This window comes from Halomonas sp. DP8Y7-1, from assembly GCF_019801685.1.
GTDB lineage: Bacteria > Pseudomonadota > Gammaproteobacteria > Pseudomonadales > Halomonadaceae > Halomonas > Halomonas litopenaei_A.
Window position 1 is genome coordinate 366,067 of record NZ_JAHVIN010000005.1, and the last position, 23,068, is coordinate 389,134.

The window sequence follows — 23,068 nt, forward strand, 5'->3', positions numbered from 1 at the left end:
ATCATGACAACAACCGCCTATCCCAGGGATCTTGTCGGCTATGGCCGCACGCCGCCCCATGCCAACTGGCCAGGCAGGGCGAAGATTGCCGTCCAGTTTGTGCTCAATTACGAAGAGGGTGGGGAGAACTGCGTACTGCACGGTGATGCGGGATCCGAGCAGTTCCTGTCTGAGATCATTGGTGCCGACAGCTACCCAGACCGTCACTTGAGCATGGAGTCGATCTACGAATATGGCTCCCGGGCAGGTGTGTGGCGGGTTCTGAGAGAGTTCGAGCGCCGCGGCATGCCGCTGACGGTGTTCGGGGTCGCCATGGCGCTTGAGCGTCATCCTGAGCTGGCGTTGGCCTTCAAGGAACTGGGCCATGAGATTGCCTGTCACGGCTACCGCTGGATTCATTATCAGCAGGTGTCCGAGAAGGTGGAGCGGGAGCATATGCGCAAGGCCATCGAGATCTTCGAGCGGCTTTACGGCGAACGCCCGCTAGGCTGGTACACCGGGCGTGATAGCCCCAACACTCGTCGCTTGGTGCTGGACGAAGGTGGCTTTCTGTACGACAGCGACTATTACGGTGATGATCTGCCTTTCTGGACCTGTGAAGCGGACAGCCAGGGCCAGCAGCACCCCCATCTCGTGGTGCCCTATACTCTGGACAGCAATGATATGCGCTTTGCGGCGCCGCAAGGCTTCAACACCGCTGACCACTTTTTCACCTACCTGCGTGACGCCTTTGATGTCCTCTATGCCGAGGGTGATGAGTCACCCAAGATGCTGTCGGTCGGTCTGCACTGCCGCTTGATCGGTCGCCCCGGGCGGTTCCGCGCGTTGCAGCGCTTCCTTGACCATATCGAGGCGCATGATCGGGTGTGGGTGACGCGCCGAGTGGACATCGCCCGCCACTGGGCTGAGCATTTTCCGGCGCCTTCCCCCGCGCCGATTGGCTGAAGACGTCGGATAGCGTCATGCTGCACGGGCGTTGAAGCCCGCCACGAGACCCAGGAATTCCCATGCTAGAACTGATTGCGCGGCCGCTGACGGCCGAGGCCTTTGCCCCCTTTGGCGATGTCATCGATGCACGCACGTCATCGTCTTTTCCGATCAATGCCGGGCGCACCCAGCGTCATCATGACCTGGTCGCGATCGAGACGCTGGGTGATAACGCCCGGCCCATGATCAGCCTGTTTGTCAGCCAGCCGATCGAGCTGCCGCTGACGCTGAGCTTTCTCGAGCGTCATCCGCTGGGCAGCCAGGCCTTCATGCCGCTGCACGAAGAGCGTTTCATCATTGTCGTTGCTCCCCCAGGGGATGCCATTGAACCTGACCAGGTGCGCGCTTTCGTGACCGACGGTCGCCAGGGTGTGAACTATCGTGCAGGTACCTGGCATGCCATCCAGTCGGTGCTGGACCGGGAAGGGGAGTTTCTGGTCGTGGATCGCGGCGGGGACGGCGACAACTGCGACGAGTTCCCCCTCGACCTGCGCGTGACACTGGACTGACAAGGAAACCAAGATGAGTGACTCTCGTCCCACACGACACTACTACGCGCCTCATGGCGGCCATCCCGGGCAGAAGGTCATGACCACTGACCGAGCGATGTTTACCGAGGCCTTTGCGGTCATCCCCAAGGGGGTGTATCGCGACATCGTGACCAGCAAGCTGCCGCACTGGAACAACACTCGCCTGTGGGTGCTCTCACGCCCCTTGTCTGGCTTTGCTGAGACGTTTTCTCAGTACATCATGGAGGTCGGGCCAGGCGGGGGCAGTGAGCGCCCCGAGTCCAATCCCCAGGCCGAAGGCGTGCTGTTCGTGGTGGAAGGCCAGCTTGAATTGACCCTCGCTGGCCAGCGGCACGTGATGACGCCTGGAGGCTATGCGTTTATCCCCCCCGGTAGTGATTGGCAGCTGCACAACTCCAGCACGGAAGCGGTGCGGTTTCACTGGATTCGAAAGGCCTATGAGGCGGTTGACGGTATCGATCTGCCGGAGCCGATCGTGACCAACGAGAACGATATCGCGCCGACGGTCATGCCTGACTGCAACGAGGTCTGGGCGACCACGCGCTTCGTTGATCCCGAGGACATGCGCCACGATATGCATGTGACGGTGGTGACCTTCCAGCCCGGAGGCGTGATCCCCTTCGATGAGACCCACGTCATGGAACACGGTCTCTACGTGCTGGAGGGCAAGGCGGTCTACCATCTCAATCAGCAGTGGGTCGAAGTGGAAGCCGGTGACTACATGTGGCTGAGGGCGTTCTGCCCACAGGCCTGTTATGCCGGCGGGCCTGGTCCCTTCCGCTATCTGCTGTACAAGGACGTCAATCGCCACATGAAGCTGCCTGTGCTGTCCTGAGGTCTGGTCCACGGATCTTCGTTGTCGGGTCCTGGTGTTGCCGCGAAGGCTAGCTTGTCGGACCTTCGCGGTGACGCTCCTCCCGCAGTAATGCCTCCATGGCGGCGGCTTCCATCGGTCGGTACAGCAGAAACCCCTGCACCAGCGGGACACCTAATGTCGCCAGAAAGGCCTGCTTGCGCTGATCGTCCACGCCTTCGCAGATGACCTGGAGGCGGAGGGTCTGGCACAGCTGGTAAATGGACGCCACGATGCTGGCCTGGCGCGGATGATGGATGTGCTCGATCAGGGTCTTGTCCAGTTTGACGAAATCGACCGTCAGTTGACTCAGATAGTTGAACGATGAGTAACCGCTGCCGAAGTCGTCCAGGGCGAACTGCACGTCCATGGATTGAAACAGGTGGATATCGGACAGTGTCTGCGGCAGGTCCGTCAGTAGCGACTGCTCCGTGATTTCGATACCCAGGGCATTGACGGGGACCTCGTTGAGCGCCGTATAGAAGCAGCGCCGGACGTTGTCGCTGGTAAAGAACAGCGGCGTCACATTGATGAACAGCCGCTTGTTGACCCCTTGTTCGTGCCATCGCAGCGCATGCTGGCAGGCTTCGCGAATCACCCAGCACTCTATGCCCTCCATCACGCCGGGATGATGGCGTAGCACGTCGAGAAACAGCGGGGCGTGGAGTCTTCCCTGGGCATCACGGTAACGCAATAGCGCCTCGACATGACGGATGCGGGACGTTGAGGCGTCAACGACAGGTTGAAAGACCAGCTCCAGTTCTCCCTCGCTCAGCCACTTCAAGGTGCGGTCGGCCTGCTTGACGCGGCTCCAACGGCTGACATTTTCTTCCATCAGCACGATATCCAGCGCGTCGTCGCCGAAGGCAGAGTCACTGGCCTTGCGCGAGGGAAAGACGGGATAGTCATCCTGACTTGAGTGCTCTCGATACACGTAGCGTCGCCATGCCACCGTATAGATGGCGACGCCACAGCCGATGCAGGTCAGTTGCAAGAGAATGGACGGCAGGTACAAGCCATCGAAGGCCAGGTAGCTGGAGATCAGGTAAGGCACCGCCCAGTGGACGCTATTGGGGTGTGGCTCCACCCAGCCTGTTGCCATGGCGGTGTAAGCGATGACGGCATTGACAGTGGGCACGGCGATGAACGCCCACGCCATGCGCAGGTTGAACACCAGGGGGATGCCGAACACCAGCGTCTCGCTGATGTTGAACAGGGTCAGCGGCGCCGATATTCGCGCCAGCGCCTTGTACTCCCGGCGTGAACTGACCACCAGCATGACCAGCATGAGGCAGAACACCGAGCCTGCCCCGCCCGGGGTGGCGTACAAGGTGAAGAACTCTGGAGACGGCAGGCCGAGCAGCGCGCTCTTGTGATGCAGGTACTCATAGACGCCGAGCATGGTGGCATAGCCATGGATCGCAAACAGCGATAGCACCTGCAGGAACATCACGAACAGGATGACCTCGACCCCATAGGGAATGCGGTCGACGAGTGCAGCATGAATGCCAGGGGCGAAGCGGTCGGAGAGGGTGACGAAGGCAAGGCGTAGAAGGATCGCCAGTAGTACGCACAGCACACCTGGCAACACATAGCGCAGGTTGAAGGTGATCAGTTGACTCATGACGACCTTGCCTGCGCTCGAGTCACTGCCGTCCCGGCCAAATAGCTTGAACATTACGTGCGTCAACAGCAGGGTCGGATAGATGGCGATGGTCGCGCCCAGACTGCGGCTTTGTGGACCGGCCTCGGTACCCAGTTGGTCCCAACCGCAAAGGATCCAGAACACCGGCAGGGAGACCAGCATGACGGCTGGGGCGCGTACCCGATGATGACTGTTGAGCGACCAGCTCAGGGACAGCAGGATGACCTCGGGAAACAGCTCTCCCAGATAGCGCGCCAGATGGCTGATGTAATAGGCCATCCCGGAATCGATACCGGCAAAATGGAAGAGGTTGGCCGCGACGGTCAGCGCGGCCATGACAATCACATAAGGCAGTATCGACAGGTAGGCATTGCGAATCGCCAGCAGCGTCCGGTGGGCTGCCAGGCTGGAAAAACGCTCATCAAGGTCGCGGAGGTCGGGCATCGTCCGGGCAACTGCCTCCGTGGGTCATGCCGCGATGCATTGGCCCAGACCGCCAGCGACGGTGAGCAGCGCGTCTGGTCTGGACCGCAGCGGCGTGATGGCTCGGGCAGGCCAGCGTCTGTCCCAGAGGGTCCCTGATGTTCCGTCAGCGGCCGGAGTAGCCTGCATAGTTTCTGTCAGTATAGCGACGTCAGCTCTACACATATGTGCCGTTGCGAGCAGGCTCCGGTTGCAATTGCACACTGCTCTATGCGTTCCGTGTTCTCCCTCTTCTCCTTCTCCTTCTCCTTCTTCTTCTTCTCCCTCCGTGAGGGTCATGAATGCCGTGATAACGTGATGTTTCTGTCCCGTCTCGCCACTCCCCTCTACGGTTTTGTGCGTTCCTGCACGATTTATGGAAAATAATTCCAAATACATTTGCAGCGATGGAGTCGGCCTGCTAAACATAATGGAAAGAAATTCCATAATAATAGAATTGTCCTTTATTGCGTCGCAACAATGTATACAATTTGATGCCTGGAGGTGTTCCATGACTCGCATGACCGCTGCGGATGCTGCTGTTCACGTATTGCTCAAGGAAGGAATTGACGTCGCTTTTGGTCTTCCTGGTGCGGCCATCAACCCGTTTTACGCCGCGATGCGGCGGGTGGGCGGCATCGATCATGTGCTGGCACGGCATGTGGAAGGTGCCTCGCATATGGCAGAGGGCTACACGCGGGCCCAGCCAGGCAATATCGGCGTCTGCATCGGCACGTCGGGCCCTGCGGGCACGGACATGATCACCGGGTTGTATTCGGCGTCTGCCGACTCGATCCCCATTCTTTGCATCACGGGACAGGCACCTGTCGCCAAGCTGCATAAAGAGGATTTTCAGGCGGTAGATATCCAGGCCATTGCCGGTCCCGTCACCAAGTGGGCTGTCACGGTTCGGGAAGCGGCCCAGGTACCGCGGGCGTTCCAGCAGGCATTCCAGTTGATGCGTTCGTCACGCCCAGGGCCGGTCCTGATCGATCTGCCGATCGATGTGCAGCTCACCGAGATCGAATTTGATCCTGACACCTATGAACCCCTGCCGGCCTACAAGCCGACGGCCAGTCGTGTCCAGTGTGAAAAGGCGCTGGAGATGCTCAATGCTGCCGAGCGCCCCCTGTTGGTGGCCGGGGGAGGTGTCATCAATTCTGATGCCGCTAGCGAGCTGCAGACCTTGGCCGAATTGCTGGGTATTCCGGTCATTCCGACCCTGATGGGGTGGGGAGTGCTGCCAGACGATCATCCCTTGATGGCGGGCATGGTGGGGCTGCAAACCTCCCACCGTTATGGCAATGCGACCCTGCTCGAGTCGGACTTTGTCATGGGGGTCGGCAATCGCTGGGCCAACCGGCATACCGGTAATCTCGAGACCTACACCGAGGGACGAACCTTCGTCCATATCGACATCGAGCCCACTCAGATTGGCCGTATCTTTGGCCCTGACTACGGCATCGTGTCCGACGCCAAGGCGGCCCTCGTGACCATGATCGAGATTGCCCGGGACTGGGCCAAGGAAGGCCGTCTGAAGGAACGCAGCAGCTGGGTGGCGGCCTGTCAGCAGCGCAAGCAGACCATGCTGCGCAAGACCCATTTCGATGATGTGCCGGTCAAGCCCCAGCGGGTCTACGAGGAAATGAACAAGGTGTTCGGGCGTGACACGCGGTACGTCACTACCATCGGACTGTCGCAGATTGCTGGCGCCCAATTCTTGCACGTCTACAAGCCTCGTCACTGGATCAACTGCGGTCAGGCAGGTCCGTTGGGCTGGACGATCCCAGCAGCCTTGGGCGTATGCCGGGCAGATCCTGACGCCGAGGTGGTCGCGCTGTCCGGTGACTATGACTTCCAGTTCATGATCGAGGAGTTGGCAGTAGGTGCCCAGTTCCACCTGCCCTATGTGCATGTTCTGGTGAACAACGCCTATCTCGGATTGATTCGCCAGGCTCAGCGCGGCTTTGACATGGACTACTGCGTCCAGCTGTCGTTCGAGAACATCAACTGCGAAGAGATCAACGGCTACGGCGTCGACCACGTGACCGTGGTGGAAGGGCTGGGCTGCAAGGCGCTGCGGGTCACCACGCCTGACGAGATCGGGCCAGCCCTGGAGCGCGCCCGCCAACTGGCCCGAGAGCACCGCGTGCCGGTCGTTGTCGAGATCATCCTTGAGCGCGTCACGAATATCGCGATGGGCACAGATATTGCCGGCATCAATGAGTTCGAAGCCTTGGCCGAGAACCTCGAGGATGCGCCAAGCTCGATCGCTGCCTTGACGTGACACGCCTTCACTTGACCGGAAACCACGTGTCGACGCCGCGTCACGCCAGTTGTTGGCTGGGCGCGGGTCACAAAAGAACATCTTGACGTCCAAGAGGAGCACCACATGGCCAAGTTTGCCGCCAACCTGAGCATGCTGTTTACCGAGTTGCCTTTCCTCGATCGATTTGAGGCAGCCGCGAAGGCGGGTTTTCAAGGGGTCGAGTACCTCTTCCCCTATGACTACTCCGCCGCGGAGATCAAGCAGCGACTGCAGGCCCATGGCCTGGTCCAGGTGCTGCATAACCTACCGGCCGGCGACTGGGAGGCGGGGGAGCGCGGGATTGCCTGTCATCCGGAGCGCATCGAGGAGTTTCGCGCCGGCGTCGACACCGCGATTGAGTACGCGACGGCCCTGGGCTGCCGCCAGGTCAACTGCCTGGCGGGCATCGTGCCAGAGGGCGTCAGTCAGGCGCAGGCACAGCGGACTCTGGTCGACAATCTGCGTTATGCCGCGGGCAGGCTCGAGACAGCCGGCATTCTGCTGCTGGCCGAGCCTATCAATACTCGCGATATTCCAGGCTTCTTCCTGCATCACACGGAGCAGGCGCTGGCGCTGTTCGACGAAGTCGCCAGCGACAACCTGAAGCTGCAGTACGACATCTACCACATGCAAATCATGGAAGGGGACCTGGCACCGACCATGGAGCGTCACCTGTCGCGTATTGCCCACGTGCAGCTGGCGGACAATCCGGGGCGCCACGAGCCGGGCACAGGAGAAATCCACTATCCCTTCCTGTTCCAGCACCTTGATCGCATCGGCTATCGCGGCTGGATCGGATGCGAGTACAAGCCAGCCACGACGACCCAGGAGGGGCTTGGCTGGCTCGATAGCGTCAGAGCCCAGTAGGGCGTCGCGTGAGTCAGCACAGCATTGCGACATGCAGCATCGACGTTGCCGGATGTCGCGATCGCCACAGAGTTACAAGGCACCATGAGGAGCATAACAATGAGCAAGATCGGTTTTATCGGGTTGGGGATCATGGGACGCCCCATGGCAGGGCACCTGCTGGACGCGGGACACGAACTGACCACGGTCAAGCGGAGCACGCTTGATGCCGCCTTGGCCGAGAAGGGCATGCAGGAGCTCGACAGTCCTGACGCCGTGGCCCAGGTCAGTGACGTCATCATCACCATGGTGCCCGATACCCCGGACGTCGAGGAGGTGCTGTTCGGGGAGCAGGGCGTGGTACACGGGCTCAAGCCAGGCACGCTGGTCATCGACATGAGTTCGATTGCCCCTCTGGCCACCCAGGAATTTGCCCGCAGGATTCATGAGGCCGGCGGCGAGTACGTCGATGCCCCGGTGTCCGGGGGCGAGGGAGGTGCCATCAATGCCGCCCTGACCATCATGGTGGGGGCGACCCAGGAAGGCTTCGAGAGAGCCCTGCCGCTACTTGAGATTATGGGCAAGACCATTACGCGGATTGGCGGCCACGGAGCTGGGCAGACCTGCAAGGTCGCCAACCAGATCGTGGTGGCACTGACGATCGAGGCGGTGTCCGAAGGGCTGTTGTTCGCCTCCAAGGCAGGTGCCGACGTCAGCAAGGTGCGGGAAGCACTGCTGGGCGGATTGGCGCAATCGAAGATTCTCGACGTGCATGGGCAGCGGATGATCGACCGGACATTTGACCCCGGTTTCCGCATCCGCTTGCATCAGAAAGATCTGAACCTGGCCTTGGAAGGAGCCAGAGGCCTCAACCTGGCCCTGCCAGGAACCGCCAATGCCGCCCAGCTGTTTCAATCCTGTGCTGCGCTGGGCGGATCGGAGTGGGACCATGCTGGCATCGTGCGTGCCCTGGAGGCATTGGCGAGTCACGACATTGGCCAATAGCGTCAGCCGAGGCCGTGGTATCACGGCTGACGCTTGGAAATGACAGGGGCGTGACTGCTCCCTGCCAAGCAGGTGATGGCGTTGTCGATACGTCCTGGGGCAGCGCCACGCTGACTCAAGACGTTGCCGGGGAAGCACCTGGACATCTCTACAGCATCCATGGACCTCCTGGAGAGTTCTACCGCATTCCTGGCAAGTCGTGCACCGCTATTGCCTGCTGGGTCGCGTCTGCGACCCTTGCTCGCCGACGGGGTCCCCCTCCATTGTGTGCCTGTCGGTGGGCCTTTTTGGTGCTCCTGAGTGCCTATTCAGAGGGGCTTGCCGGATCGCTTCACTCCAGGCAGCCTGAGGATGCCAGAGCTGAACGTGTGAGGCCTGGCTGTATAGAGGAGCCACCGGTGCCTGGCTGTATAGAGGAGCCACCGATGCCTGGCTGTATAGAGGAGCCACCGAGGCCTGGCTATACAGAGGAGCCACCGAGGCCTGGCGGTATAGAATCGCCCTACAGAAGAGCCCTCGGTGAATGGCTGGGCCCCCTTCGTGATTTGAGACTCTCGCGCAGAGCTAGTTAGACTGTCGTGAACACACCTTCTGACCGGGCATGCACATGGATTGTCTGCCGGTGGTCGGTTGTTTATCTGTAGTTAAATTACAGGATGGTGCCTTTGCCAGAGGGAATAGCCCAGACGCGGAGCCGTTGCACTACCCTTTCGATCTAGCCGTCGTCAGTATTTGTTGATTTTCAACAAAGGGTTGGCGAGATGGAGTGGCCTATCAGCGGCGGTAGTCGCTTTGACATATTCCTTGTAGTAAAATTACAGAACTCGGTCGCGCGTCACGTTCTGTGATGATCCGCCCGACCTGCTTGCGTCATTTTCGAACCCGTCGAGGACAGCATGAGCCAATTCCCGCATACCCCCGTACGTCGTACCAAGATCGTTGCCACCCTCGGGCCCGCCAGTGATCGTGAGGGGGTCCTGGAAGAGATGCTGCGAGCGGGGGTCGACGTGGTTCGCCTCAACTTTTCCCATGGCAGCGCCGACGATCACCGCCGTCGACTGACGGAAGTCAGAGCGATTGCCGACAAGCTTGGGCGCAGTGTCGCGGCACTGGGCGATCTGCAGGGGCCCAAGATTCGCATCGCCCGTTTCGCCGATGGTGCCGTCACCCTGGAAGAGGGTGCGAGCTTCGTGATCGATGTGGCGCTGGATGCTCAGTCCGGCGACGCTGCCCGGGTTGGCTGCGATTACAAGGAGCTGGCTGAGGACGTTGCTTCGGGTGATCGCCTGCTACTGGACGATGGCCGCGTCGTGCTGGATGTTCAGCGTGTCGAGGGTAGCCAGATCCACACCCAGGTTGTCGTGGGCGGCAAGTTGTCCAACAACAAGGGAATCAACAAGCAGGGCGGCGGGCTGTCGGCGCCGGCGCTTACTGACAAGGACAAGCAGGACCTCAAGACGGCCATCGATATCGGCGTGGATTACCTGGCCGTGTCGTTCCCACGGACCGCAGAGGACATGCTCGAGGCGCGTCGCCTGTTGGGTGACGCCGGCGCCGAGATCGGGCTGGTCGCCAAGCTTGAGCGTGCCGAGGCGGTGGCGAATGACGAGACCCTGGACGGCATTATCGAGGCCAGCGAGGCGGTCATGGTGGCCCGTGGTGACCTTGGAGTGGAAATCGGTGACGAAAAGCTGATCGGCACCCAGAAGCGCATCATCAAGCATGCGCGTAGCCATAACCGCGCCGTGATCACTGCGACACAGATGATGGAGTCGATGATCGAGTCGCCGTTGCCGACGCGCGCAGAGGTCTTCGACGTGGCCAACGCGGTGCTGGATGCCACCGATGCGGTCATGCTCTCCGCCGAAACGGCGGCAGGGGACTATCCGGTCGAGACGATCGAGGCCATGCACCGTGTCTGTCTTGGTGCTGAACGTGAGCGCATCGCTCAGGAATCCGGCCACCGCATCCATGAAGGCTTCGAGCGGATCGATGAAACCATCGCCCTGTCTGCCATGTATGCGGCCAACCACTTGTCCGGTGTGGCGGCGATTGCCTGCATGACGTCCACCGGCTACACGCCGTTGATCGCCTCGCGCATTCGTTCAGGTCTGCCCATCGTCGGTCTGGCGCACAACCCGATCGCCCAGCGTCGTATGGCGCTGTATCGCGGCGTCATTTCACTGCCCTTCGATACCAGTGACATGACCGCAGCGGAGCTCAATGATCGAGCCCTCGAGCGGCTGGTCAAGCATGGCGTGGCGGCTCCTGGCGACCACGTCATCCTGACCCGCGGCGACCACATGAATGCTCATGGTGGCACCAACACCCTCAAGATTCTCGACGTCAACGAGGGGCATGTCAGCAGCTGATGGCCGCTTGCTAGGTAATACTCGAGATCATTGTCGAGTCAGGATGGCGCCCGGTCCGTATGGACCGGGCGCTGTCGTCTGATCTGCCTCTTCCGGTGTATACATGACATGCCTCTTCTGTGGTGCAATAGGGGAAAACATGAGAAGGTCAAGCTTTCCGCGATAATGGGTAGGCAGCAATGAGCAACGCCTGGCAGCAAGAGGTGATGGCCGAGATCAAGTCCGGTGGACGGATCAGTGATGGCGATATCGTGCGCCAGGTGCGCCGAGCGGTGTTGACCCAACGGCTGCCTCCGGGGACCCGCCTGCCTGAGGTGACATTGGGCGACGTATTTGGTGTCAGTCGTTCGGTGGTGCGCAAGGCGTTGACGCGGTTGGCCTCAGAACACGTGGTAGATCAGCGCCCCAACCAAGTGGCCCGAGTCAGAGCGCCGGATGTGGATGAAACGCGTCAGACCTTTGCGGCGCGCCGATTGGTCGAGGGTGAGGTGGCTGCGCTGACCGCCGGCACACTGGAGGCTCCGGCGCTGGTCCAGCTTGAGGACCGTATCGACCGGGAGCGGGAGGCGTTTCTTGCCAGTGACGAACCGACGCGGATCGAACATTCCTTGGCGATTCATCACCTGCTGGCGGAGCATTCTCCCAATCGGGTGCTGGGGGCGATGCTGACAGATCTGATCCTACGGACATCGATCGTCATTGCCCTGTACAAGCGGCAGGGCGTCGGCAGCTGCTACCTGGAGGGCGATCACACGCGGCTGCTGAGCCATCTGCGTGAGGGCGATGGCGAGGCCTGCCGCCGCGATGTCGAGCTCCACCTGGATAGCCTTCAGTCGTTGCTGGATCTTGGCCCGAGAGACAGCCGCATCGATCTCAGGTCGATACTTGCCGGGGATGCCTGAGTCATCGCTTGACCCTACTGCCACGTGAGTCTTCTGCACCATGCGCGCTATCCTGACCGCCTTGTCCTTGCTGCTCTGCGCCTTCGCCCCTCCTGCGCTGGCGGAGCGGGTCAATGTCGCTGCGGCGTCATCTCTGCAATTCGTCATGCCGCGACTGGTGGAGAGATTTGCCGAGAGGGCGGATGCCGATCCCGCAGAGTCTGTGCAGGTCGTGGTGACCTACGGCGCCTCCGGGAATCTCAAGCGCCAGATCGAGCAGGGGGCTCCCTTCTCACTATTTCTTTCGGCTGACGAACGCCGGGCGCTGGAGCTGGAGCAGTCTGGGTTCGCCGAGCAGCCAGGCCAGGTGTATGCCCATGGGCGTCTGGTCTGGCTGCAGCGCGCCGATCACCCGCTGCCGTCTGAACAGGCGCCGTTGGCGGGGGTGCGCCAGGCCATCGAGGCGCGCCAACGCGGTGACGCTGTACGGCGTATTGCGATGGCCAATCCGCGCCATGCTCCCTACGGCATGGCTGCACAGCAGGTACTCACTCGCGAGGGGTTGTGGGACGCCAGCGAGCCGCTGCGACTGATGGGAGAAAACGTCGCCCAGGCCGCCCAGTTCGCGCTCTCGGCGGAGGCTCAAGGAGGCTTCGCCGCCTACTCTCTGGTCAAGGCGCCGGCACTGGCCAAGCGTGCCAGTTGGCGCTTGATACCCGCCTCCTGGCACGCTCCCATCGTGCAGCGCATGGTGCTGCTCAAGGAGGCGGGGCCGGGTGCTACCGCGTTCTATCAGTTCCTGCAAAGTGCTGAGGCCATCTCCGTGCTTGAAGCCGAGGGGTTCGGCTCTCCGGCTGATGGCAGGTGATGGCCCATGGATGCACCGGCGCTGATCGTTTCCCTCAAGTTGGCCGTGCTGACCAGTGCGGGGCTGTTGCTTCCAGCGCTCTGGCTGGGGCGGCGCCTGGCGCAGAGCCGCACTCGCTGGAAAGTACTGCCAGAGTCACTGGTCGCGTTGCCGCTGGTCATGCCTCCCACCGTGATGGGGTTCTATCTCATGCTGGCCTTCAGTGCTGATGCTCCCCTGGGCGGCGTTTGGCAGAGATTGACCGGGACCAGCTTGAACTTCTCCTTCAGCGGTATTCTGCTAGCCTCGCTGATCGTCAATATTCCGTTTGCCGTGCAGCCCATCCAGCGCGCCTTCGAAGCGTTACCGGATCATCTGAGAGAGGCCGCCTGGTGCAGCGGTCTATCGCCATGGCGTACCTTCCTGTCTATCGAGCTGCCGCTGGTGATGCCGGGGGTGGTGTCGGCCCTGGCGCTGACCTTTGCACATACTCTCGGTGAATTCGGGGTCATCCTGATGGTGGGAGGGGCGATCGACGGGGAAACGCGTACCTTGGCTATTTCTATCTACGACCATGTGCAGGCCTTCGATGAGTCCGCCGCAGGCTGGATGTCCGCGCTGCTGTTGGCGATCTCGTTCATTACCATCGCAGTGGTCTATGGGCTGTCTGCGCGTCATCGCTGGCAGGCTGAGCGATGACGTTGGCTGAGCGTCCGGCGGGCCAGCAAGGGGAAGGGCTGGTGGTCAAGCTGTCCCAGCCCGGACCGATTCCGCTGGATGCCGAATTCCACTGCCGGCCGGGCGAGCTACTGGCCCTGGTAGGTCCCTCGGGCAGCGGCAAATCGACCCTGCTCAGAGCCATCGCCGGACTCTACGCTCCCGCCCGTGGCTGGGTCAGCTGCGGGCTGGAGACATGGTACGACGCTGATCAAGGCCATGACTGGTCGCCCCAGCAACGGCGAGTGGGGATGGTGTTTCAGGACTATGCCCTGTTTCCTCACCTTGATGCAGCGGACAACATTGCCACCGCCATGGGGCACCTGCCACGCAGCGAGCGCCGACGTCGAGCCGCTGACTGGCTGGAAAGGGTCAATCTCGAGGGGTTGGAGCGGCGTTTGCCGCGGCAGCTGTCCGGCGGCCAACGCCAGCGTGTGGCGCTGGCCAGGGCCTTGGCTCGGGAGCCCAAGGTGCTGCTGCTCGATGAGCCGTTTTCGGCGGTCGATCAGGTCACTCGTCGGCGCTTGCAGCGCGAGCTGGTGCAACTGCGCGAGCGGCTCAGCATTCCTATCGTGCTGGTCACCCATGATCTCAATGAAGCCAGCGCGCTGGCGGATCGCCTGTGTGTCCTCCACGCGGGACGCTCCTTGCAGCAGGGGGCGCCTGAAGCACTGTTTCGGCGGCCAGCCAGCCCAGCCGTAGCCAGGCTGCTCGATCGCCCCAATGTGTTTTCGGGGCGCGTGGTGGCGACCTCCCAAGGGCTCAGGCTCAGCTGGGGTGAGTGGTGTCTTGAAGTGGCTCAGGGGCTGGACGCCTATCCGGTGGGCAGTCACCTGACCTGGTATCTGCCGGCGTCTGATATTGTGCTGCAACGAAGTGATCGGCCCTCCCGTGGCATTCGCGAAAACCTGGTGACAGCCCGGGTCGACGAGCTGCTGGTGTTGGGAGGGCAGAGCTCGGTCACCCTCAGGGTCCCTCATGAACCGCAGCCATTGCGCTTCGACATCGCGACCCATGCGGCGCGCCGCAATGGTCTGGTGAAGGGCGGCTGGGTCAGGGTGTCGCTGCTTGCCGCTGGTATCCATGTCATGCAAGCAGATATGCTGCCATCCTCACGTGATGACGATAGCCCTTGATTGGAGGCCTGCATGACTCTTTCCCGCCGTCGTTTCCTGGCGTCGCTGGCGTTGACGCCGGTGGCCCTGTCCTCCACTGGGTTGCTGTCACAGGCTCTTGCCAATGCGCCAGGTCTGGAGACGGTGACCCTGGTGATCCATGGGGCCCAGGGCCCGACCCGATTCACGGTAGAAGTGGCTGACGACGCAAAGGAGCGCAATCAGGGCTTGATGGGCAGGGAGCAGCTGGCAGACGATGCCGGCATGCTGTTCCTCTACCAGAGCCCCCAGGGCGTGCACAACGGCTTCTGGATGTATCAAACCTTGCTGCCGTTGGATATTGCCTTCATTGGTGCCGATGGCCGAATTCAGGAAGTGCGTCGCATGGACCCCTGCGAGGGAAGCGCCTCTGGTTGCCCGACCACGCGTCCCGCCGAGCGATATCATGCGGCGCTGGAAGTTCGGGCCGGCACCTTTGACGCCTTGGGCGTTGGCCCCGGCGACTGCGTCAGCTGGCCGGGGAGTGAGGGAACCTGCCAGGGCTAGGTGGTTGACGTGCTGCTGTCCGCCCGGCGGCGCGGTGTGAAGCGGATGACGATCAGGGCGACCCCGGCCACGACCATACCGCCGCCGCCGAGCTTGAAGGGGTCGACGCTGTCGTCCAGCAGCAGGATGCCCAGCACCACCGCCAGCACCGGTACCAGCAAGGTCAGTGGCACCACGCGGTTGACGGCGTGACGTCTGACCAGCCCAAACCAGATGCCGTATGCCAGGATGGATGACATCAACGCGGTGTAGAGCACCGCCCCCCATCCCTTGACCCCGGCGTCCAGCATCGCCTGCAGGTGATGGTCCTCGAACCACCAGGAGGCCAAGGCCAGCTGGGGAGTGGCAAACAGGGCAATCCAGCCAGCCATCGCCATGGGCGACACCGAAGGCCCCAGCTTGATCAGCAGCTGCGAGACGGCCCAGCCCAGTGCGCTGAGTAACAGCAACGCTGTTGGCAGCGGCGCGGGCAGGCTGGGGCCGCCCGCCAATACCGCAATCCCGCCGAAGGACAGCAGCAGACCCACCAGACGTTTGATGCCCAGGCGTTCTTTCAGGAAGATCACGGCCAGTAGCGTGGCGAAGGGCGTGCCCATCTGTACCAGCAGGGCGCCGGTACCGGCTTCCGCTTGGGACAGGCCAATGATCAGCAGGGCAAAGTTCATTACCCCGAAGGTGACGGACAGTAGTAGCAGGAAGGGCAATTGGTGTCGTGACACCGGATGAAAGGGCACCAGCAGGGCGGCGACCAGTGCCAGTCTCAGGGTGGTCAGCAGCAGAGGAGGCATGTCCGTGACTCCAAGCTTGATGACGATGATGTTCAACGCCCAGATGACGATGACGCAGAGCCCGAGAAGAAGGTCACGTAGAGGCACTGGAAATCCTTGTTGGCAAAGCCAGCAGGATAGCAGAGCCCCCCGTCCGGCCGAAGGGGGCGATGACGGGGGAAGCCCAGCAGATGCCTAGAAGGTCCAGCGTACCAGTGCCTGCGGCAGGGATTCGTCGGTGTCCTTCAGGCCGAACTTGTTGTGCCAGTATTGGTATTCGAGACCCAGGCCGACATGCTCGGTGGCGTGCCAGACCAGCTGGGGCTGTGCCAGCACCTGGGACTCCAGGTCGCCTTCCTTGGAGGTGACGTCCATGAACCCTTCGAAGCTGAAGTTCTCGTGCCACAGCTGAAATGGTCGGTTCCAGGCTAGCGTCAGCTGCTCCGAGCTGCCGTCGGCCTTGTCGCTGTCATCGTCGCGGTACATGGCCTGTACCTTGAAGAAGCGAAAGCCCGGCACGTCGAGATCCACGCCAAGCCCCACCATATGAGTGGTCTTGCGGGTGGCGGAGTTGCGATCCAGGTCGATCTGGCCGTTCAGGTAAACGTTGCTCACGGGGCCGAAGGACAGATCCTGTCCGAGCACCTTGCCGATGTTTCCCCTCACGTTGAATTCCGCATGGGTGCTGCCGTAGTCCTGTTCTTCCTCGGTGCCCCGGTCGTAGTTGGTGAAGTCGGCGAAGAAGAAGCTGTCGGCATAGGTCCAGCCGCTCGCATTGGCGATCGTCAGGATACCGTGGCGGCGGTTGTCGATACCGAAGCCGGCATCGGCCTGGTCCTCATAGTCCCAGCCATAGAGGGCTTCGACCTTGGTCGTGCTATAGAGAGCGGCCTGGGCCGGAAGGCTCAGCGCGGTTGCCGTCAAGGCGGCAAGGCAATAGGGCAGCTGTCGCATGAGAGTCCTCGTTGTCATTGTGGTTGTCGTCATGCATCTAATGGAAAATATTTCCGTAAACACCTAGATCAGCTTTTCCGATGGCCAGCGACAGGTCAATGAGTTTGTATACATTTTTGGCAGGAAGATGTGTGCATGTTCGAGGTGGGTGAAGGAGGTGGCTGCCTCTCCGTTTCCGCTCATGCCGGTGCGAGACCGAAGGCTTTCCTCTTGTGGTGGATTATGGTTTGCAGGCATATTGAACAGCGGTCAGGACCCATGTTGTTCGCCTATCTCCATAATCGACTCCCAGTCGGCCGAGCTGTCGCGTCTCCGCGCTTGCCGCGTGCCGCCAAGGGAGCATCAACGCAAGGACACGTCATGTCTTCTCTGTTTGGCCTTCGAGCGCCCGCTCGTTGTTCCCTCACCTTGGTTGGCGCCGCTCTGGTGCTTGGTAGTCTGGGTGTCTCGGCGGATGCCGAGGCGCGTGAGCTCAAGGTCTCCACGGTGCTATCCGATGCCTTTCCCTGGGGCCAGGCGGCGCAGAAATGGGCCGACCTGGTGGAGGAACGATCCGATGGCGAGCTGACGCTGCGGGTCTTCCCCAACTCCCAGCTGGTCAGCGGTGACCAGACCCGTGAGTTTTCTGCCATGCGCTCCGGCCTGATCGATCTGGCCGTTGGCTCGACCATCAACTGGTCGCCCCAGGTGCCTGAACTCAACCTGTTCTCGTTGCCGTTTCTGATGCCGGATGAGCAAGCGGTCGATGCCGTGACCACCGGAGAGGCAGGCGAGCTGGTGTTTCAGGCGATCGAGTCCCGTGGTGTGGTGCCCCTGGCATGGGGGGAGAATGGCTTTCGTCAGCTGTCCAACTCTCGCGGTGTCATTGACGAACCGGGTGATCTCGAAGGCTTGAAGATCCGCGTGGTCGGATCGCCGCTGTTCCAGGACACCTTTACTGCCCTGGGCGCCAACCCGACGCAGATGAGCTGGGCGGACGCCAAGCCTGCCCTGACCACGGGGGCGGTAGACGGTCAGGAGAACCCGCTGTCGGTGTTTGATGTGGCGCGTATCGACCAGGTGGGGCAAGAGCATGTGACGCTGTGGAATTACATGAATGATCCGCTGATCTTTGCTGCCAACCAGCAAGTCTGGGGCACCCTGTCGGATGACGAAAAAGCGCTGCTGAGGGACACCGCGGTGGAGGCTGGAGCCTGGGAAGTGGCGATGACCCGGGAGCAGGAGAGCGAGCGTCTGGCGGCCATTCAGGAGCGTGGTGTCACCGTCACCGACCTGACCGACGACCAGCATCAGGCCTTCGTCACCGCGACGGAAAGCGTCTACGACAAGTGGGTGCCGAGGATTGGGGAGGACCTGGTGGACGCTGCCCGCAGCGCCATCGAGTCTCGCTGAAGCCTCCTCCGCTGTCCCTTGTTGCGCCGCTGGTGTGACAGGTGGACTGCCATGCCGGCCTATCCTGCGGGAGGGCCGGCGTTGTCCTCACCCCCGACCGACGTACCGTTCCAATGAAACGTCCTGATGCTCGACTCGAGCGTATCCTCGCTACCCTGGCGATCCTGATCATTGGCGTGATCAGCCTGGTCAACGTGGTAGTGCGCTACATCACGGGAGGCTCCTTTGCGTTTACCGAGGAGTTTTCTGTCTTCTTGCTGGTGATTCTGACCTTTGCCGGCGCATCCGTGGCGTTGCGACGCCATCGCCATATTCGTATCGGGCTGCTGGAGCGCAAGCTGCCAGCAGCAGGTCAACGCGTGCTGATCCTGTTCCAGGGATGCTGCGGAGTGGTCGTGCTCGGCATGATCACCTGGTTCAGCGGAGTGATGACCTGGCAGGAGTACCAGTGGCAGTCCCTGTCTCCTGGGCTTGGTTTGCCGCAGTGGTGGTACCTGATATGGCTGCCGCTATTGTCTGCCCTGATGCTGCTGCGCCAGGTTCAAGCCTGCGTCGAGCGCCTGCGAGGGGAGAGCCGCGATGACACCTGATCTTTGGATGCTGGCGGCCTTTCTGCTGCTGCTGGTGGCCGGGGTGCCGGTGGCGTTCTCGCTGGGCCTGTCTGGCGCCGTAGGCATTATCACGGGGCTATCCCCGGCGATGCTGGCGACCCTGGGCACCAATACCTACAACAGCGTGGCAAAGTATCCGCTGATTGCGATTCCGCTGTTTATCCTGACCGGCCTCATCTTCGAGCGCGCCGGTGTCGCGGCTCGGCTGGTGCGCTTCGCGCAGGCCCTGGTGGGTCCACGACACGGTGGGCTGGCGGTGGTTGCGGTGGTGGTGTGCATGATCATGGGAGGCATGAGCGGCTCCGGTCCGGCGGATGCTGCCGCTGTGGCCATGGTGATGCTGCCCAGCATGACCCGAGCAGGCTATCCACGACCGTTTTCGGCGACCTTGATTGCGTCATCCGCCTCCACCGCCATTCTGATTCCACCTTCGGTGGCCTTGATTCTCTACTCCATTGTGGTGCCTGGGGTGGACCTTCGAGCGCTGTTTGCGGCGGGACTGTTTCCTGGCGTGCTGGCTGGCGCCTCGTTGCTGATACCGGCGCTGTGGCTGTCGCGCCACTATGGCTGGGAAGACCCCCGCGACGTCGAGCGCCCGCCGATCGGCAAGAGCTTTCGGGAGGCGCTGCCCGCGCTGTTCGCGCCGGTCATCATTCTAGGAGGGCTGCGCAGTGGGCTGTTTACCCCCACCGAGGCTGCGGTGGTCGCCGTCGCCTATGGTGTCATCGTCGGCCTGGTGGTGACCCGCGAGCTGTCCCTGAAGGACCTCTGGGGGCTGATGGGTGAGGCTGCCATCGTGTCCGGCGTGGTCATGCTGATCATCGCGCTGGCGGGTATCTTCGCCTGGTCAGGCACCATGCTGGGAACCTTCCGCCACCTTGCCGAATGGGTCATCGGTCTGTCTGACAACGGTGCCTTGCTGCTGGTACTGATCATGCTTGCTGTGCTGGCGGCGGGCATGTTGCTGGATGCCATTTCGATCTATCTGATCATGATGCCGATCCTGATTCCGGTGATGCAGCACTTTGGCTGGAACCCTGTCTGGTTCGGCATTCTGCTGGCCATGAATATTGCCATCGGCCAGTTCACGCCACCCGTGGCGGTCAATTTGATGGTGACCACTGAGGTCGCCAAGGTACGACTCGAACAGACCGTCGGCTGGGCGCTGATCTTTGTCGCGGCCATGGCATCGGCATTGGCGTTGGTGGCGATTTTCCCTGAGATCGCCCTGTGGTTGCCCAGGATCCTGGGGTACAACGTCTAGCACAACGTCTAGCGCAGGGGGAGCGGCAGCCAGCAGCGCCCGAGGACGGTACCGGCTGTCGTTGCCGCTCAAGGGTGATCGGTCAGAGTCTCGAGCCAACGCTGGTGGAGGTCGCGGGTGGTGTCGTCGAACAGCACGAAGCGCACCAGTTCGATGCTGTCGTAGCGGGCCAGTTCGCTGAGCACGGTAGTGATGGCAATCTCTGCGGCTTCCTCGACCGGATAGCCAAAGATGCCGGTGGACAGGGCGGGAAACGCCAGGCGGCGGATACCCTGCTCACTGGCCAGCGCAAGTGACTGTCGATAGCAGCTGGCCAGCAGTTCGGCACTCGGTTCGTCGTGGCCGTAGACGGGGCCCAGGCAATGAATGACCCAGGGCGCAGGCAGGTTGAAGCCGGGGGTTATCACAGCCTGGCCCGGGGCGATGGGGGCCAAGGGCCTGCCTGCCTTGGCCAGTTCCGGTCCCGCCGCTCGGTGCAGCGCTCCTGCGACGCCGCCGCCGCTCTCCAGTTGAGCATTGGCGGCGTTCACGACTGCGTCGACGTCTGACTGCTGTGATATATCGCCGGTCACGCATTCCATCAACGGGTGAGACATGGGGCCTCCTTGGCGTGGCTAGGGGGTGAGAGGGGGGGGGGGAAGGGTGGCGAAGGGATTGAGAAAGGCCTCACGCAAGAGTGGCGGCTAGGGCCTTCTAGGGCAAGGGGTGGACGGGCAGGCGGTCGATATCGTCGCGGCGGTCGCGGGCCAGCGGTAGGCGCGTACGTGCCTCCATCAGCTGTTGGCGATCCAGCTCCCAGCAGACGATGCCTTCCTGGTGGCTCAGTGGTCGGGCTGGGATATCGGTCGTCAATAGGGGCGGACACAGAGTGGAGTGCCCCCAGTCGTCCCCCGCACGATTGAGGCTCAGCCAATAGCATTGATGCTCCATGGCACGGGTCGTGATGAAGCTATGCCAGCTGGCGAAGGAAAAGTCGCGAGTAAAGGCCACTGGATGGAGCATCAGATCCACCCCCTGCTGGCGGTAACGGGCCGCCAGCTCGCCGAAGCGCAGGTCGTAGCAGATCATGATACCGACCCTCCATCCCGCTACATCGAACGTGACCAGGCGGTCTCCTGGTGCAAAATGGCCCGCCTCGGCACTCGCGCCGAATTGCGCGCAATGTAACTTGTCATAGACAGCGCTGATCTCGCCGTCTGGTCCTACCACCACCTGGCTGATGTGTCGTCTCAAGCCTGCGGGAGTATCCGCTGCGCGGCGGGCGAGACCAAAGGCGATGACGCAGCCGAGCTCGGAGGCCAGGTCTCGATGCAGCTGCACCACCGGCCCCTTGAGATCGTCGTCCAGTTGGTCGAGGTGATCAAAGGCGGCATCGCTGTATTCCTGCGACGACAGTTCCGGCAGTACGATGAGATCTGGTTGATGGTGACGGGCCGCCTGGCGCAGGTCTTGCGCGAGCCGTGTCAGGTAGCCGAGCTGTTCGCTGCGGGTCCGGGTGATGGGGATCGCGGTCTGACAGGCCAGTAGTCGCATCGGATTCTCGTGTCAGGAAATGTCCAAGAGTACCTGCCGTACAGGCGTGACGACAGTCATGGGTGTGGCACCTTTGTCCGCAGCGACTATGCTCACGATGAGTGCTGGTGTCTGCAAGGACGCTGATGCAAGGTGGCAGGGCAGCCGCGGCGGCTTTGCTGGATGGCCTGTCACAGGCTGATGGTCGGGTAAGGAGGAAAGGTCGTCGTAAAATTAACGCCCACTAAACGTTAGCGGTAGCTAAACTCTCGTTTTACAATGGATATGCCTGGACCCTTCAGGTGAATTTCCCGCTAAAGTAGTGACGATTGGACGCTTTGCCGGCCCAGGAGGGGCAGGGTAGAGTTCCATGCTGTCAACGTCGACAATACCAAAAGAGGTGTGACCATGAAGCGCCATGCTTTCTCCGCCGCTGCTCTGTCCAGCGCCATTCTGGGAACTGCCATGTTCGCGTCCCCGGCCATGGCCCAGGATCAGGAACAGTTCATCACCATCGGCACCGGTGGTCAGACCGGCGTGTATTACGTCGTTGGGCAGTCCGTCTGCCGCTTCGTCAACCGTAATAGCGACGAGACGAACATTCGCTGTAACGCGCCCTCTACTGGGGGTTCTGTGGCCAACGTCAATGGCATTCGCAGCGGCGAGTTGACCATGGGTGTGGCGCAGTCTGATGTGCAGTATCAGGCCTACAACGGCACTGGCAACTTCGAAGGTGACGCCTACGAAGATCTGCGCGCCGTCTTCAAGGTGCATGGTGAGCCGCTGACGATCCTGGCCCGTGCTGATTCCGGCATCGAGAGCCTGGATGACCTGGCTGGCAAGCGCGTCAACATCGGTAATCCGGGTTCCGGTCAGCGCAACACCATGGAAGTGGTGATGGACGCCAAGGGCTGGACCGAAGACACCTTCTCCCTGGCTTCCCAGCTGGACGCGGCCGAAATGGCCTCTGCCCTGGCGGACAACAACATCGATGCCATGGCCTATGTGGTCGGCCACCCCAATGGCTCCATCCAGGAAGCCACCACCACGGTCGACGCGCGCCTGGTGCCCCTTAACGATGACGCCATCAAGGGACTGGTCGAGGAATATCCCTACTATTCCATGTCCACCATCCCGGGCGGCCTGTACAAGGGCAACGACGAGGACGTCGAAACCTTCGGTGTCGCGGCCACCTTCGTGACCAGCGCTGAAGCCGACGACGAACTGGTCTACCAGACCGTCAAGGCAGTGTTCGACAACTTCGACCGCTTCAAGCGCCTGCACCCGGCCTTCGAAACGCTGGATCCGAAGGACATGGTCTCCAATGGCCTGTCTGCCCCGCTGCACGAAGGTGCCGCTCGCTACTATCGTGAGCAGGGCTGGATCGAGTAACGGATTACCGTTACACGGATATCCGATGCATTTCTGCGCGGTCAGCCAGTGGGCGGCCGCGC

Annotated in this window: 21 protein-coding genes; 16 read left to right on the forward strand and 5 right to left on the reverse strand. The window is 61.7% G+C overall.

Features of this window, described 5'->3' with window-relative positions; genetic code table 11:
* The first annotated feature begins 3 nt into the window (after positions 1-3).
* The 3 genes from puuE to KUV41_RS06995 all read left to right on the forward strand — a co-directional run bounded on the left by puuE (position 4) and on the right by KUV41_RS06995 (position 2,352).
* A complete protein-coding gene (gene puuE / locus KUV41_RS06985; protein WP_206939844.1) occupies positions 4-945 on the forward strand; it encodes an allantoinase PuuE in 942 nt (313 codons plus the stop codon).
* 62 nt (positions 946-1,007) lie between these two features.
* Positions 1,008-1,496, forward strand: a complete 489-nt coding sequence (locus KUV41_RS06990; RefSeq protein ID WP_222485233.1) for an ureidoglycolate lyase — start codon at positions 1,008-1,010, stop codon at positions 1,494-1,496.
* A gap of 13 nt (positions 1,497-1,509) precedes the next feature.
* A complete protein-coding gene (locus KUV41_RS06995) occupies positions 1,510-2,352 on the forward strand; it encodes a bifunctional allantoicase/(S)-ureidoglycine aminohydrolase (protein WP_206939840.1) in 843 nt (280 codons plus the stop codon).
* Positions 2,353-2,401: 49 nt separating this feature from the next.
* Here KUV41_RS06995 and KUV41_RS07000 read toward each other — a convergent pair whose 3' ends face one another.
* On the reverse strand, positions 2,402-4,459 hold the full coding sequence (locus tag KUV41_RS07000; RefSeq protein WP_222485235.1) for an EAL domain-containing protein: 2,058 nt from the start codon (positions 4,457-4,459) through the stop codon (positions 2,402-2,404).
* Positions 4,460-4,988: 529 nt separating this feature from the next.
* Here KUV41_RS07000 and gcl point away from each other — a divergent pair.
* The 9 genes from gcl (at position 4,989) to KUV41_RS07045 (ending at position 15,114) form a co-directional block, all read left to right on the forward strand.
* Positions 4,989-6,764 carry a glyoxylate carboligase gene (gene gcl / locus KUV41_RS07005; RefSeq protein ID WP_222485237.1) on the forward strand — a complete coding sequence of 592 codons (1,776 nt, stop codon included), beginning with the start codon at positions 4,989-4,991 and terminating at the stop codon, positions 6,762-6,764.
* Between the two features lie 105 nt (positions 6,765-6,869).
* Positions 6,870-7,652 carry a hydroxypyruvate isomerase gene (gene hyi, locus KUV41_RS07010; protein WP_206939834.1) on the forward strand — a complete coding sequence of 261 codons (783 nt, stop codon included), beginning with the start codon at positions 6,870-6,872 and terminating at the stop codon, positions 7,650-7,652.
* A gap of 84 nt (positions 7,653-7,736) precedes the next feature.
* Complete coding sequence (locus tag KUV41_RS07015; RefSeq protein WP_222485239.1) at positions 7,737-8,636, forward strand: 2-hydroxy-3-oxopropionate reductase; 900 nt, start codon at positions 7,737-7,739, stop codon at positions 8,634-8,636.
* Positions 8,637-9,532: 896 nt separating this feature from the next.
* Positions 9,533-11,008 carry a pyruvate kinase gene (gene pyk, locus KUV41_RS07020; RefSeq protein ID WP_206939830.1) on the forward strand — a complete coding sequence of 492 codons (1,476 nt, stop codon included), beginning with the start codon at positions 9,533-9,535 and terminating at the stop codon, positions 11,006-11,008.
* Positions 11,009-11,187: 179 nt separating this feature from the next.
* Positions 11,188-11,910, forward strand: a complete 723-nt coding sequence (locus KUV41_RS07025; RefSeq protein WP_206939828.1) for a GntR family transcriptional regulator — start codon at positions 11,188-11,190, stop codon at positions 11,908-11,910.
* A gap of 40 nt (positions 11,911-11,950) precedes the next feature.
* The gene (gene modA / locus KUV41_RS07030) at positions 11,951-12,757 is read left to right on the forward strand and encodes a molybdate ABC transporter substrate-binding protein (protein WP_222485241.1); all 807 of its coding nucleotides are present in this window, start codon (positions 11,951-11,953) and stop codon (positions 12,755-12,757) included.
* Between the two features lie 6 nt (positions 12,758-12,763).
* Positions 12,764-13,435, forward strand: coding sequence for a molybdate ABC transporter permease subunit (gene modB / locus KUV41_RS07035; protein ID WP_222237195.1), 672 nt, complete (start codon positions 12,764-12,766; stop codon positions 13,433-13,435).
* A complete protein-coding gene (locus KUV41_RS07040; protein WP_222485243.1) occupies positions 13,432-14,589 on the forward strand; it encodes an ABC transporter ATP-binding protein in 1,158 nt (385 codons plus the stop codon). The genes modB and KUV41_RS07040 overlap by 4 nt, the downstream gene beginning before the upstream one ends.
* A gap of 12 nt (positions 14,590-14,601) precedes the next feature.
* Entirely contained in the window at positions 14,602-15,114 is a 513-nt protein-coding gene (locus KUV41_RS07045; RefSeq protein ID WP_206939814.1) for a DUF192 domain-containing protein, read from the forward strand.
* Here KUV41_RS07045 and KUV41_RS07050 read toward each other — a convergent pair.
* Both KUV41_RS07050 and KUV41_RS07055 read right to left on the reverse strand, forming a co-directional pair.
* Complete coding sequence (locus KUV41_RS07050) at positions 15,111-15,989, reverse strand: DMT family transporter (RefSeq protein ID WP_222485245.1); 879 nt, start codon at positions 15,987-15,989, stop codon at positions 15,111-15,113. The two genes, KUV41_RS07045 and KUV41_RS07050, sit on opposite strands and share 4 nt — an antisense overlap.
* 87 nt (positions 15,990-16,076) lie before the next feature.
* Positions 16,077-16,835 carry an outer membrane protein OmpK gene (locus KUV41_RS07055; RefSeq protein WP_222485247.1) on the reverse strand — a complete coding sequence of 253 codons (759 nt, stop codon included), beginning with the start codon at positions 16,833-16,835 and terminating at the stop codon, positions 16,077-16,079.
* Positions 16,836-17,195: 360 nt separating this feature from the next.
* On the opposite strand from KUV41_RS07055, the gene KUV41_RS07060 reads away from it, so the two are divergent.
* The 3 genes from KUV41_RS07060 (at position 17,196) to KUV41_RS07070 (ending at position 20,102) form a co-directional block, all read left to right on the forward strand.
* Positions 17,196-18,227, forward strand: coding sequence for a DctP family TRAP transporter solute-binding subunit (locus tag KUV41_RS07060; protein ID WP_374107036.1), 1,032 nt, complete (start codon positions 17,196-17,198; stop codon positions 18,225-18,227).
* Positions 18,228-18,340: 113 nt separating this feature from the next.
* Positions 18,341-18,817 (forward strand): TRAP transporter small permease, encoded by a 477-nt coding sequence (locus KUV41_RS07065; protein WP_206939811.1) that lies wholly within the window; start codon positions 18,341-18,343, stop codon positions 18,815-18,817.
* Positions 18,807-20,102 (forward strand): TRAP transporter large permease, encoded by a 1,296-nt coding sequence (locus tag KUV41_RS07070; protein WP_222237201.1) that lies wholly within the window; start codon positions 18,807-18,809, stop codon positions 20,100-20,102. The genes KUV41_RS07065 and KUV41_RS07070 overlap by 11 nt, the downstream gene beginning before the upstream one ends.
* A gap of 68 nt (positions 20,103-20,170) precedes the next feature.
* Here the strand turns inward: KUV41_RS07070 and KUV41_RS07075 are convergent, their stop codons facing one another.
* Positions 20,171-20,698 (reverse strand): macro domain-containing protein, encoded by a 528-nt coding sequence (locus KUV41_RS07075; RefSeq protein WP_222485249.1) that lies wholly within the window; start codon positions 20,696-20,698, stop codon positions 20,171-20,173.
* 97 nt (positions 20,699-20,795) lie between these two features.
* Complete coding sequence (locus KUV41_RS07080) at positions 20,796-21,635, reverse strand: carbon-nitrogen hydrolase family protein (protein ID WP_222485251.1); 840 nt, start codon at positions 21,633-21,635, stop codon at positions 20,796-20,798.
* Positions 21,636-22,022: 387 nt separating this feature from the next.
* Between KUV41_RS07080 and KUV41_RS07085 the strand changes: the two genes are divergently transcribed.
* Positions 22,023-23,006 carry a TAXI family TRAP transporter solute-binding subunit gene (locus KUV41_RS07085; RefSeq protein WP_206939807.1) on the forward strand — a complete coding sequence of 328 codons (984 nt, stop codon included), beginning with the start codon at positions 22,023-22,025 and terminating at the stop codon, positions 23,004-23,006.
* The last annotated feature ends 62 nt before the right edge of the window (positions 23,007-23,068 follow it).

What these genes read in the sequence shown, in the direction of transcription:
- KUV41_RS07025 (WP_206939828.1), top strand. Translation starts at nt 11,188, where the DNA reads ATGAGCAACGCCTGGCAGCAAGAGGTGATGGCCGAGATCAAGTCCGGT.
- KUV41_RS07065 (WP_206939811.1), top strand. Translation starts at nt 18,341, where the DNA reads ATGAAACGTCCTGATGCTCGACTCGAGCGTATCCTCGCTACCCTGGCG.
- KUV41_RS07080 (WP_222485251.1), bottom strand. Translation starts at nt 21,635, where the DNA reads ATGCGACTACTGGCCTGTCAGACCGCGATCCCCATCACCCGGACCCGC.
- pyk (WP_206939830.1), top strand. Translation starts at nt 9,533, where the DNA reads ATGAGCCAATTCCCGCATACCCCCGTACGTCGTACCAAGATCGTTGCC.
- modB (WP_222237195.1), top strand. Translation starts at nt 12,764, where the DNA reads ATGGATGCACCGGCGCTGATCGTTTCCCTCAAGTTGGCCGTGCTGACC.
- puuE (WP_206939844.1), top strand. Translation starts at nt 4, where the DNA reads ATGACAACAACCGCCTATCCCAGGGATCTTGTCGGCTATGGCCGCACG.
- KUV41_RS07040 (WP_222485243.1), top strand. Translation starts at nt 13,432, where the DNA reads ATGACGTTGGCTGAGCGTCCGGCGGGCCAGCAAGGGGAAGGGCTGGTG.
- gcl (WP_222485237.1), top strand. Translation starts at nt 4,989, where the DNA reads ATGACTCGCATGACCGCTGCGGATGCTGCTGTTCACGTATTGCTCAAG.
- KUV41_RS07070 (WP_222237201.1), top strand. Translation starts at nt 18,807, where the DNA reads ATGACACCTGATCTTTGGATGCTGGCGGCCTTTCTGCTGCTGCTGGTG.
- KUV41_RS07085 (WP_206939807.1), top strand. Translation starts at nt 22,023, where the DNA reads ATGAAGCGCCATGCTTTCTCCGCCGCTGCTCTGTCCAGCGCCATTCTG.
- KUV41_RS07015 (WP_222485239.1), top strand. Translation starts at nt 7,737, where the DNA reads ATGAGGAGCATAACAATGAGCAAGATCGGTTTTATCGGGTTGGGGATC.
- KUV41_RS06990 (WP_222485233.1), top strand. Translation starts at nt 1,008, where the DNA reads ATGCTAGAACTGATTGCGCGGCCGCTGACGGCCGAGGCCTTTGCCCCC.
- hyi (WP_206939834.1), top strand. Translation starts at nt 6,870, where the DNA reads ATGGCCAAGTTTGCCGCCAACCTGAGCATGCTGTTTACCGAGTTGCCT.
- KUV41_RS07075 (WP_222485249.1), bottom strand. Translation starts at nt 20,698, where the DNA reads ATGTCTCACCCGTTGATGGAATGCGTGACCGGCGATATATCACAGCAG.
- modA (WP_222485241.1), top strand. Translation starts at nt 11,951, where the DNA reads ATGCGCGCTATCCTGACCGCCTTGTCCTTGCTGCTCTGCGCCTTCGCC.
- KUV41_RS07045 (WP_206939814.1), top strand. Translation starts at nt 14,602, where the DNA reads ATGACTCTTTCCCGCCGTCGTTTCCTGGCGTCGCTGGCGTTGACGCCG.
- KUV41_RS07000 (WP_222485235.1), bottom strand. Translation starts at nt 4,459, where the DNA reads ATGCCCGACCTCCGCGACCTTGATGAGCGTTTTTCCAGCCTGGCAGCC.
- KUV41_RS06995 (WP_206939840.1), top strand. Translation starts at nt 1,510, where the DNA reads ATGAGTGACTCTCGTCCCACACGACACTACTACGCGCCTCATGGCGGC.
- KUV41_RS07055 (WP_222485247.1), bottom strand. Translation starts at nt 16,835, where the DNA reads ATGCGACAGCTGCCCTATTGCCTTGCCGCCTTGACGGCAACCGCGCTG.
- KUV41_RS07060 (WP_374107036.1), top strand. Translation starts at nt 17,196, where the DNA reads ATGTCTTCTCTGTTTGGCCTTCGAGCGCCCGCTCGTTGTTCCCTCACC.